Annotated in this window: 1 protein-coding gene; it reads left to right on the forward strand. The window is 64.8% G+C overall.

Annotated features, from left to right (window positions below; translation table 11 throughout):
* The first annotated feature begins 26 nt into the window (after positions 1-26).
* Complete coding sequence (locus PSH76_RS07285; protein ID WP_305493810.1) at positions 27-12,923, forward strand: non-ribosomal peptide synthetase; 12,897 nt, start codon at positions 27-29, stop codon at positions 12,921-12,923.
* The last annotated feature ends 143 nt before the right edge of the window (positions 12,924-13,066 follow it).

Here is a 13,066-nt window from a genome sequence, read left to right on the forward strand (position 1 = left end):
GTAAGCCGATTTCAGGCAGGAACCCCATGATGGACGCCTTCGAACTCCCCCGCACCCTGGTCCAGTCCCTTAAACAGCGTGCTGCGCAGACGCCGGACCAGGTGGCGTTGCGCTTCCTCGCCGAGAGCGCCGAGCACAGTGTGGTGCTCAGTTATCGCGACCTCGACCAACGCGCCCGCACCATCGCCGCTGCCTTGCAAGCCAATGCTGGCTTGGGCGAGCGCGCGGTGTTGCTGTTCCCCAGTGGCCCGGACTATGTGGCGGCGTTCTTTGGTTGTCTGTACGCCGGGGTGATCGCGGTGCCGGCGTATCCGCCCGAATCCACGCGCCGTCATCACCAGGAGCGTCTGCTGTCGATCATCAGCGATGCCGAGCCGCGGCTGCTGTTGACTATTGCCAGCCTCAGCGAAGGCCTGGCGCAGATTGAAAATGCGCCCACGGTGTTGAGCGTCGACACCCTGGAGGCGCAGCAGGCCGACCAGTGGGTCGAGCCCGACCTCAAGGCCGACGACATCGCTTTTCTGCAATACACCTCCGGCTCCACCGCCTTGCCCAAGGGCGTGCAAGTCAGCCACGGCAACCTGGTCGCCAACGAGCTACTGATTCGTCGCGGCTTCGGGATCGACCTCAACCCTGATGACGTGATCGTCAGCTGGTTGCCGCTTTACCACGACATGGGCCTGATCGGCGGCCTGCTGCAACCGATTTTCAGCGGCGTGCCCTGCGTGTTGATGTCGCCGGCCTACTTCCTCGGCCGGCCCTTGCGCTGGCTGGAGGCGATCAGCGAATACGGCGGCACCATCAGCGGTGGCCCGGATTTCGCCTACCGTCTGTGCAGCGAGCGGGTCAGTGAGTCGGCCCTGGAGCGCCTCGACTTGAGCCGCTGGCGCGTGGCTTATTCGGGTTCCGAACCGATCCGTCTCGACACCCTGGAACGCTTCGCGGAAAAATTCGCCGCCTGTGGTTTCACGCCGAGTAATTTCTTCGCCTCCTACGGCCTGGCCGAAGCCACCCTGTTTGTCGCTGGCGGCAGCCGTGGCCGTGGTATTCCCGCTCTGCGCGTGGACGAACAGGCGCTGGCCGCCAACCGTGCCGAACCGGGGCAGGGCCCTGCGATCATGAGTTGCGGCACCAGCCAGCCGGACCACGCCGTGCTGATCGCCGACCCGCACACCCTCACCGAGCTGCCCGACCAGCGCGTCGGCGAACTCTGGGCCACGGGCCCGAGCGTCGCCCACGGCTACTGGCGCAACCCCGAAGCCAGCGCCAAGACCTTCGTCCAGCACGCCGGCCGCACCTGGTTGCGCACCGGTGACCTGGGCTTTATCCGCGACGGCGAGGTGTATATCACCGGGCGCCTGAAAGACCTGCTGATCGTGCGCGGCCACAACCTCTACCCCCAGGACATCGAACAGACCATCGAGCGCGAAGTGGAAGTGGTGCGCAAGGGCCGGGTCGCCGCATTTGCGGTCGATGACCAGGGTCTGGAAGGCATCGGCATTGCCGCAGAAATCAGCCGCAGCGTGCAGAAAATCCTGCCGCCCGAAGCGCTGATCAAGGCGATTCGCCAAGCCGTGGCCGAGGCCTGCCAGCAAGCCCCGAGCGTTGTGGTACTGCTCAACCCCGGCGCGTTGCCGAAGACCTCCAGCGGCAAAGTGCAGCGTGCGGCCTGTGCGCTTCGGTATGCCGATGGCAGCCTCGACAGCTACGCGCAATTCCCCGGGCTGCAGGGGCCGGCGAGCGAAGTGGCGCTGGAATCGGACCTGCAACAGCAGATCGCGGCGATCTGGTGCGAACAACTGCAACTGGCCCAGGTGGCGGGCGACGATCACTTTTTCTTGCTGGGTGGCAACTCCATCACCGCGACCCAAGTGGTCGCCCGCCTGCGCGAAACCCTCGGCCTGGAGCTGAACCTGCGCCTGCTGTTCGAGGCACCGACACTCGCCGCCTTTGCTGCGGCCGTGGCGCAACTGCAACAGGACGGCGGCGTGGCCCAAGGCGCAATCCACGCGCTGTCGCGTCAAGAAGACCTGCCCCAATCCCTGGCACAGAACAGACTGTGGATCACCTGGCAACTGGACCCCAACAGCAGCGCCTACACCATTCCCGGCGCGTTGCACCTGCGCGGCGAGCTGGATGAAGACGCACTGCGCCACAGCTTCCAGCAACTGATCCAGCGCCACGAAGCCCTGCGCACGCGTTTCTACGAACGCGACGGCCAGGCGTTCCAGCGTGTCGAGGCTTCGGCGGATTTCGAACTGCCGATCATCGACCTCAGCGACCTGCCCCACGCCGAGCGCGAAGCCCGTGCGCAACAGGTTCGCGAAGACCAGGCGCGCAGCCCGTTCGACCTGGAAAAAGGCCCATTGCTGCGGGTGACCCTGGTGCGTCTGGACGATGAAGAGCACCAATTGCTGGTGACCATGCACCACATTATTGCCGACGGTTGGTCGCTGAATATCCTGATCGACGAGTTCTCGCGCCTGTACGCCGCTGCCGCCCAAGGCCAACCCCTGGAGCTGCCGCCGTTGGCCTTGCAATACGCCGACTACGGCAGCTGGCAGCGCCAATGGCTGGCCGAAGGCGAGGGCCAACGACAGCTGGCGTACTGGAAAGCGCAGTTGGGTGACGAGCATCCGGCCCTGAACCTGGCTACCGATCACCCGCGCGCCGCCCAGCATCGGCACAGCGCCGCGCGCCATAGCGTACGCCTGGATGCGCGCCTCAGTGCGGCGATACGCCAGACCGCCCAGGCCCATGACTCGACGCCGTTCATGCTGCTGCTGGCGACGTTCCAGACCTTGCTCTATCGCTACAGTGGCCAGCGCGATATCCGTATCGGCGTGCCCAATGCCAACCGTCCGCGCCAGGAAACCCAGGGCCTGATCGGCTTCTTTATCAACACCCTGGTACTGCGCGCCGAGCTGGACGGGCGCCTGCCGTTCAACCAGCTGTTGGCCGCCACTCGCGAGACCACACTGGCCGCCCAGGCCCATCAGGACCTGCCCTTCGAGCAATTGCTGGAAGCCTTCCCCCAGGCCCGCGAACAGGGCCTGTTCCAGGTCATGTTCAACCACCAGCAACGTGACCTCAGTGCCTTGCGCCGCTTGCCGGGCCTGCTGGCCGATGAGTTGCCCTGGCATAGCCGCGAAGCCAAGTTCGACCTGCAACTGCACAGCGAAGAAGACCGCAATGGGCGCTTGAGCCTGTCGTTCGACTACGCCGATGAGCTGTTCGAACCTGCGACCATCCAGCGCCTGGCCGAGCACTTTATCCATCTACTTCGCGCTGTGTGCGCGCAACCACAACACGCCATCGGCGACCTGCCATTGATGCAGGCCGACGAACAGCAATCCTGGAGCGAAGCCTCTTGCGAGCCGGCCCGGCACTGGCTGCCCGAGCTGCTCAGCCAACAGACGTCGGACGCCACCGCGCTGGTCTGGCAGGACGGCAGCCTGACCTTCGCCCAACTGCACACCCAGGCCAACCGCCTGGCCCATTACCTGCGCGACAAGGGCGTGGGCCCGGACGTGTGCGTGGCCATCGCCGCCGAGCGTTCGCCGCAACTGCTGATCGGCCTGCTCGCCATCATCAAGGCCGGTGGCGCCTACGTGCCGCTGGACCCGGATTACCCCGCCGAGCGCCTGGCCTACATGCTCAAGGACAGCGGCGTACAACTGCTGCTCACCCAGACCGCCTTGCTGCCCCAACTGCCCAGCGCCGAAGGCGTGTGCGTGATCGCCATGGACAGCCTGCACCTCGACAGCTGGCCGACCCAGGCGCCAGGCTTGCACCTGCACGGCGATAACCTCGCCTACGTGATCTACACCTCCGGTTCCACCGGCCAACCCAAAGGCGTGGGCAACACCCACGGCGCCCTGGCCGAGCGGTTGCAGTGGATGCAGGCCACCTATCAACTGAACGACACCGATGTGCTGATGCAAAAGGCGCCGATCAGTTTCGACGTGTCGGTGTGGGAGTGCTTCTGGCCATTGATTACCGGCTGCCGCCTGGTACTGGCCGGGCCGGGCGAACATCGCGACCCGCACCGTATCGCGCAGCTGGTGCAGGAACATGGGGTGACCACGCTGCACTTCGTACCGCCGCTGTTGCAGCTGTTTATCGACGAGCCGCTGGTGGCCGAATGCACCAGTCTGCGTCGCCTGTTCTCCGGTGGCGAAGCCTTGCCCGCCGAGTTGCGTAACCGCGTATTGGCGCGCTTGCCAGCGGTGCAATTGCATAACCGCTATGGCCCGACCGAGACCGCGATCAACGTCACCCACTGGCAATGCGCCGCCTCGGATGGCGAGCGCTCGCCGATTGGCCGGCCACTGGGCAATGTGATCTGTCGCGTGCTGGACGAGCAGCTCAACCCGCTACCGGCCGGTGTGCCGGGCGAACTGTGCATCGGCGGCATCGGCCTGGCGCGGGGTTACCTGGGCCGTGCCGGGCTGACGGCCGAACGTTTTGTCGCCGACCCGTTGGGCGCAGCGGGCACCCGCCTGTATCGCACCGGTGACCGTGCGCGCTGGAACGCCGATGGCGTCCTCGAATACCTCGGGCGCCTCGATCAGCAGGTCAAGCTGCGCGGTTTCCGGGTGGAACCGGAAGAAATCGAAGCGCGCCTGCTGGCCCTCGCAGGCATCGCCCAAGCCGTGGTGCTGGTGCGTGATGCCCAGTTGATCGGCTACTACACCGCCCACGCCGAACTGGATGAGCAAACGGTCAAAATCGCCCTGGCGGCCGAGTTGCCAGAGTACATGGTGCCCGCGCTGCTGATGCGCCTGGACGCCATGCCCCTGAGCCCCAGCGGCAAGCTCGACCGGCGTGCCTTGCCAGAGCCAGTATGGCAAACCCGCGAACACGTCGAACCGCACACCCCCTTGCAACTGCAAATCGCCGCGATCTGGCGCAAGGTGCTGGGCCTGCCACGCATCGGCCTGCGCGATGACTTTTTCGCACTGGGCGGGCACTCGTTGCTGGCCACGCAAATCATCTCCCGCACCCGCCAGGCCTGTGACGTCGAACTGCCGCTGCGCACCCTGTTCGAAGCCAGCGAGCTGGGCGATTTTGCCGAGCAGGTCGGGCTGATCCAGGCGGCGGGCCAGCGCAACCAACAGACTACCATCGCCAGAGTCGACCGCAGCCAGCCGGTCCCCTTGTCCTATTCCCAGCAGCGCATGTGGTTCCTCTGGCAGATGGAACCGGACAGCCCGGCCTACAACGTCGGTGGCATGGCGCGCCTGCGCGGGGTACTGGATGTGGGGCGTTTCGAGGCGGCCTTGCAAGCCTTGATCATGCGTCACGAAACCCTGCGCACCACCTTCCCCAGTGTTGACGGCGTGGCCTGCCAGAAGGTCTCGGCGCAAACCACTGTGCGCATGGGCTGGCAGGATTTCTCCGTGCTGAATGAGCCGCAGCGCCAGCAGCGTTTGCAGCAACTGGCCGATGTCGAGGCGCACACGCCGTTCAACCTGGAAACCGGGCCACTGTTGCGGGCCTGCCTGGTCAAGGCCGGCGAGCAAGAGCATTACCTGGTGCTGACCCTGCACCATATTGTCACCGAAGGCTGGGCCATGGACATCTTTGCCCGTGAACTCAGCGCCCTGTATGAAGCCTTTATCGACGAGCGCGACTCGCCGCTGCCAGCGTTGCCGGTGCAGTACCTCGACTACAGCGTGTGGCAACGCCAGTGGATGGAAGCCGGTGAGCGCCAGCGCCAGCTGGACTACTGGACCGCCCAACTGGGCAACGAACACCCTTTGCTGGAACTGCCCGGCGACCGTCCACGGCCACCCGTGCAAAGCCACCGGGGCGAGCTGTACCGTTTTGATTTAAGCGATGAACTGGCCGCCCGCGTGCGTGCCTTCAACGCGCAACACGGCCTCACGCTGTTCATGACCATGACCGCGACCCTGGCGGTGTTGCTCTACCGCTACAGCGGCCAGACCGACCTGCGCATCGGCGCGCCAGTGGCCAACCGAATCCGCCCGGAAAGCGAAGGCTTGATTGGCGCGTTCCTCAATACCCAGGTGCTGCGTTGCCAGCTCACTGGGCAGATGCAGGTCAGCGAGTTGTTCGAGCAGGTGCGTCACACCGTGATCGAGGGTCAGTCCCATCAGGACCTGCCGTTCGACCACCTGGTGGAAGCTCTGCAACCACCGCGCAGCGCGGCGTACAACCCGTTGTTCCAGGTGATGTGCAACGTGCAGCGCTGGGAATTCCAGCAAAGCCGCCAACTCGCCGGCATGACCGTGGAGTACCTGGCCAACGATGCGCGGGCGACCAAGTTCGACCTCAACCTGGAAGTCACCGACCTCGACCATCGCCTGGGTTGCTGCCTGACCTACAGCACCGACCTGTTCGATGAGCCGCGCATTGCACGCATGGCCGCGCATTGGTGCAACCTGCTCGAAGCGCTGATCGCCGATCCCGGCCAGCGCCTCAGCGAATTGCCGTTGCTGAGCGCCGATGAGCAACGCGCCTTGCAAGACAGCCTGGGGGTGGAGAAGGGCGAGCATCGCCTCGACCAGTGTATCCATCAACTGTTCAGCCAGCAGGCCAGCCAGCGGCCGGATGCCCCGGCGCTGACCTTTGCCGGTGTGACCCTTTCGTATGCGCAACTGGATGAGCGCGCCAACCGCCTGGCCTGGATGCTGCGCGAGCGTGGCGTGGGCCCGCAGGTGCGCGTGGGCCTGGCGCTGCCGCGTTCGCTGGAAATGGTCATCGGTTTGCTGGCGATCCTCAAGGCCGGCGGCGCCTACGTGCCGCTGGACCCGGAATACCCGCTGGACCGCTTGCATTACATGATCGAAGACAGTGGCATCGGCCTGCTGCTCAGTGATGCGGCCCTGTTCGAAGCCCTGGGTGAGTTGCCGGCGACGGTGGCGTGCTGGTGCCTGGAGGATGACTCGCCGGTGCTGGCCAATTACCCCGCCGAGGCGCTGCCGTTCGTGAGTCTGGCCCAACACCAGGCGTACCTCATCTACACCTCGGGTTCCACGGGCAAGCCCAAAGGCGTGGTGGTGTCCCATGGTGAGATCGCCATGCACTGCCAAGCGGTGATCGAGCGCTTTGACATGCGCCCGGATGACTGCGAGCTGCATTTCTACTCCATCAACTTTGACGCTGCCACCGAGCGTTTGCTGGTGCCGCTACTGTGCGGGGCGCGGGTGGTATTGCGCGCCCAGGGCCAGTGGGATGCCGAAGAAATCTGCGCGCTGATCCGTACCCATCGCATCAATGTGCTCGGTTTTACCCCCAGCTACGGCAGCCAGCTGGCGCAGTGGCTGGCGACCCAACAACAGACGCTGCCGGTGCGTATGTGCATCACCGGTGGCGAAGCCTTGACCGGCGAACACCTGCAACGCATCCGTGCGGCGTTCACGCCCCAGCTGTTCTTCAACGCCTACGGCCCCACCGAAACCGTGGTGATGCCCTTGGCCAGCCTGGCGCCCGAGCAGTTAGAGGAGGGCGCCGGCAGCGTGCCGATTGGCAGCATCGTCGGCGAGCGCGTGGCCTATATTCTAGACGCCGACTTGGCGCTGGTGCCCCGGGGCGCCAGCGGTGAGCTGTACATCGGTGGCGCCGGCCTGGCCCAGGGTTATCATCAGCGGCCAGGGATGACGGCGGAGCGCTTTGTCGCAGACCCGTTTGCCGCCAAGGGCGGGCGCCTGTACCGCACCGGCGACCTGGTGCGCCAGCGTGCCGATGGCCTGGTGGAGTACCTGGGGCGCATCGACCATCAGGTGAAGATCCGCGGTTTCCGCATCGAACTGGGCGAAATCGAAACGCGTTTGCTCGAACATGAGGCTGTGCGTGAAGCGGTGGTGCTGGCTCTGGATGCGCCGAGCGGCAAACAGCTGGTGGCGTACCTGGTCAGCGATGCCGAGCACGTCGCCTTGCGCGACGCGTTGAAGGCGCACCTCAAGGCGCAGCTGCCGGACTACATGGTGCCCGCGCATCTGATCGTGCTGCAAAGCATGCCGCTGACCGCCAACGGCAAGCTCGACCGCCGCGCCTTGCCGGAGCCGGACCCAGAGGCCAATCGCCAAGCCTACGTGGCGCCCCGCAGTGAGCTGGAACACAGCCTGGCCGCCATCTGGTGCGCGGTGCTGAACGTGGAGCAAGTCGGCCTCGACGATAACTTCTTTGAACTGGGCGGCGACTCGATCCTGTCGATCCAGGTGGTCAGCCGTGCGCGCCAGGCCGGGATTCATTTCAGCCCCCGTGACCTGTTCCAGCACCAGACGGTACAGAGCCTGGCTGCCGTGGCGACCCGCTCGGAGCGCGTCATCGCCGAGCAAGGATTGCTGACCGGCCCCTCGGGCCTCACGCCGATCCAGCACTGGTTTTTCGACACCGATATCCCGGCGCGCCAGCACTGGAACCAGGCCTTGGTGCTCAAGCCGCTGCAACTGCTCGATGCCCACCGCCTGGAGCAAGCGCTGCTGGCGGTGCTGGAACACCACGACGCGCTGCGCTTGAGCTTTACCCCGCGCGATGCGCAATGGCATGCCGAACACCTGGGCGTGCCGGAAGGCGGCGTGCTGCTGCAGGCGCAGGTGCGCGACATGCAGGCATGCACGGCGTTGTTCACCGACACCCAGCGCAGCCTCGAGCTGGCACAGGGGCCGCTGCTGCGCGCCTTGCTGGTGGATGGGCCGCAAGGCCAGCAACGCTTGCTGATCGCCATCCATCACCTGGTGGTGGACGGCGTGTCGTGGCGCGTCTTGCTGGAAGACCTGCAAAACGTTTATCGCCAACTGAGTGAAGGCCAGTCCGTCAGCCTGCCGGCCAAAACCAGCGCGCTGCGCGATTGGGCCGCGCGCTTGCACGCCTATGCCCACAGTGAATCCTTGCGCGAAGAGCTGAGCCTGTGGCAAGCGCAATTGGCTGGCCCGGCCGTGGCCTTGCCGGTGCAGCGCCCACAAGGAACAGTGCGAAACTGTGATGCCGAGACGGTCAGCGTGCGCCTGGATGCCGAGCGCACCCGGCAGTTGCTGCAACAGGCGCCGAGTGCCTATCGCACCCAGGTCAACGACCTGTTGCTGACCGCCCTGGCCCGCGTGCTATGCCGCTGGAGCGGGCACGCCTCGGCGCTGATTCAACTGGAAGGCCATGGCCGCGAAACCTTGTTCGATGACATCGACCTGACCCGCAGCGTGGGCTGGTTCACCAGTGCCTATCCGCTGCGTCTGACGCCCCAGGCCGAGCAGGGCGACTCGATCAAGGCGATCAAGGAACAACTGCGCGGTGTGCCCCATAAAGGCTTGGGCTATGGCGTGCTGCGTTACCTGGCCGATGACCTGTGCAAGCAGAGCATGGCCGCGTTGCCGAGCGCGCAGATCACCTTCAACTACCTGGGCCAGTTCGACCAGAGCTTTGGCACTGAGGCGCTGTTCCATCCACTGGAGGAATCCGCCGGCTTGGCCCATGACCCGGATGCGCCGTTGCCCAATGAACTGAGCATCGACAGCCAGGTCTACGGCGGCGAGCTGGTGCTGCGCTGGACCTTCAGCCGCGAGCGTCATGATCAACAGGTGATTCGCGATCTGGCCGAGGCTTACCTGGGCGAATTGCACAGCCTGATCGCCCATTGCCTACAGGACGATGCCGGTGGACTCACACCGTCCGACTTCCCCCTGGCGCACCTGACCCAGGTGCAACTGGACGCCTTGCCGGTTCCGGCCAGCGCCATCGAAGACGTCTACCCGCTGACCCCGATGCAGGAGGGCCTGCTGCTGCATACCCTGCTGGAGCCCGGCACCGGCCTGTATTACATGCAGGACCGCTACCGCATCAACAGCGCCCTGGACCCGGAGCGTTTTGCCCAGGCCTGGCAAGCGGTGATCGCCCGCCACGAAGCCTTGCGTGCCTCGTTCTGCTGGAACGTCGGCGAAGACATGCTGCAAGTGATCCACAAGCCCGGCAGCACGCCGATTGACTACCTGGACTGGAGCGCCGACCCACAGGATGAGCAGGAGCCGCGCCTGCAAGCCTTGCTCAAGGCCGAACGCGAAGCCGGTTTTGACTTGCTCAACCAGGCGCCTTTCCACTTGCGCCTGATTCGCGTGGGCGAGGCGCGCTACTGGTTCATGATGAGCAACCACCACATCCTGATCGATGCCTGGTGCCGTTCGCTGCTGATGAATGATTTCTTCGATATCTACACAGCCCTGGGCGAAGGCCGCGACGCGCAACTGGCGACGCCGCCGCGCTACCGCGACTACATCGCCTGGCTGCAACGCCAGGACCTCAACGAAGCGCGCCAGTGGTGGCAGCAAAACTTGCAAGGCTTCGAGCGCGCCACGCCGATCCCGAGCGACCGCCCGTTCCTGCGCGAACACGCCGGTGGCAGCGGCGGCATGGTGGTGGGCGACTGCTACACCCGCCTGGATGCCCGCGACGGTGCGCAACTGCGCGAACTGGCCCAGGCGCATCAGCTCACCGTCAACACCTTCGCGCAAGCGGCGTGGGCCCTGGTGCTGCGGCGTTTGAGTGGCGATCGCGACGTGCTGTTCGGCGTCACCGTGGCCGGGCGCCCGGTGGACATGCCCGAGATGCAACGCACCGTCGGCCTGTTTATCAACAGCATCGCGTTGCGGGTAAAACTGCCCGAGGACGGCCAGACGTGCAGCGTGCGCCAGTGGTTGAGCGCCTTGCTCGACAGCAATATGCAACTGCGCGAGTACGAATACCTGCCCTTGGTGACGATCCAGGAACACAGCGAATTGCCCAAGGGCCAGCCGCTGTTCGACAGCCTGCTTGTGTTTGAGAACGCGCCGGTGGAAGTCTCGGTGCTGGACCGAGCGCAAAGCCTGAACGCTACCTCGGATTCTGGCCGCACCCACACCAACTTCCCGCTGACGGCGGTGTGTTATCCGGGCGATGACCTCGGTTTGCACCTGTCCTACGACCAGCGTTATTTCGACGAAAGCACCGTGCAAGGCATGCTCGCTGAGTTCAAGCGCCTGTTGCTGGCGCTGGTGCAGGGCTTCCATGGCGACATGGCCGAGCTGCCATTGATTGGCGAGCACGAGCGTGAATTCCTTGTGGAAGGCTGTAACCAGAGCGCACATGCCTACCCGCTGGAACGCAGCTACATCGAGTTGTTCGAGGAGCAGGTCGCGCAGCATCCGCAGCGCATCGCCGCCAGTTGCCTCGACCAGCAATGGAACTACGACGAGCTGAACCGCCGCAGTAACGGCCTCGGCCACGCGTTGATTGCGGCCGGTGTGGGCCTGGACCAACCGGTGGCGTTGCTGGCTGAACGTGGGTTGGACTTGCTCGGCATGATCATCGGCAGCTTCAAGGCCGGTGCCGGTTATCTGCCGCTGGATCCTGGGCTGCCTGGGCCGCGCCTGAGTCGTATCATCGGCATGAGCCGCACGCCGTTGCTGGTGTGCACCGAAGCATGCCGGGAACAGACGATCGAACTGCTTGAAGGCTTCGACTGCCAGTTGCTGGTGTGGGAGGAAATCCCCGCCCGTGGCGAAAACCCAGGCGTCTACAGTGCCCCGGACAACCTTGCCTACGTGATCTACACCTCAGGCTCCACCGGCTTGCCCAAGGGCGTGATGGTCGAACAGCGCGGCATGCTCAACAACCAGTTGAGCAAGGTGCCGTACCTGAACCTGAGCGATGCCGATGTGATCGCCCAGACCGCATCGCAAAGCTTCGATATTTCCGTCTGGCAGTTCCTCGCCGCGCCGCTGTTTGGTGCGCGGGTGGACATCGTGCCGCCTGCCATTGCCCATGATCCGCAAGGGCTTTTGGCCCACGTTCAAACACAGGGCATCACCGTGCTGGAGAGTGTGCCATCGCTGATCCAGGGCATGCTGGCCCAGGAGCGTATCAGCCTCGACGGCCTGCGCTGGATGTTGCCGACCGGGGAGGCCATGCCGCCGGAGTTGGCCCATCAGTGGCTGCTGCGTTATCCGCAGATCGGCCTGGTGAACGCCTACGGCCCGGCGGAATGCTCCGATGATGTGGCGTTCTTCCGCGTCGATCTGGCCTCCACCCGTGGTACTTACCTGCCGATTGGCACGCCGACCGACAACAACCGTTTGTACCTGCTCGATGGCGCCTTGGAGTTGGTGCCCCAAGGGGCGGTGGGCGAGTTGTGCGTCGCCGGCACCGGTGTCGGTCGCGGCTACGTCAGCGATCCGCTGCGCACTGCCCAGGTGTTTGTACCCAACCCCTTTGGCGCGCCTGGCGAGCGGCTCTACCGTACCGGCGACCTGGCACGGCGCCGCAGCGATGGCGTGCTGGAGTATGTCGGGCGTATCGACCACCAGGTGAAGATTCGCGGCTACCGCATCGAACTGGGTGAAATCGAAGCGCGCCTGCATGAACAACCCCATGTGCGTGACGCGGCGGTGGGTGTGCAAGAGGGGGTTAACGGCAAGCATCTGGTCGGCTACCTGGTGGCTACCGACGCCACGCTGGACCCGAGCGAACACCTGGAGCGCATCAAGCAACGCCTGCGTGCCGAACTGCCCGAATACATGGTGCCGCTGCATTGGCTCTGGCTAGACCGCCTGCCCCTGAATGCCAACGGCAAACTCGACCGCAAGGCCCTGCCGGCCCTGGAGATTGGCCAGTTACACAGCCAGGACTATGTGGCGCCACGCACTGAACTGGAAATCACCTTGGCGGCTATCTGGGCCGAGGTGCTGAAGGTGGAGCGGGTCGGGGTGCAGGACAACTTCTTCGAACTGGGCGGGCACTCGCTGCTGGCTACGCAGATTGCTTCGCGGGTGCAGAAGACGTTGCAGCGCGATGTGCCGCTGCGGGCGATGTTCGAGTGCAGCACGGTGGCGGAGTTGGCCGGGTATATCGAGGGGTTGGCGGGCAATGAGATCAGTGCCGAGAAGGTGGATCGGTTGAGTGATTTGATGGCGGAGTTGGAGGGGCTTTAAGGCCTGAATGGGCGCTACCCGCTGGTCGGGTAGCGCCGTTTTCTTCGTCAGAACTGTCAATTCTGACAGTAGGCGGGAGAAGAAAAATAGGACTCACTTAGGGGCGCTCCTTGGCCGGGTTGGGCTGGTCGAGGATACCTACC

The sequence above is a fragment of the Pseudomonas sp. FP215 genome (assembly GCF_030687795.1).
Lineage (GTDB): Bacteria > Pseudomonadota > Gammaproteobacteria > Pseudomonadales > Pseudomonadaceae > Aquipseudomonas > Aquipseudomonas salmasensis.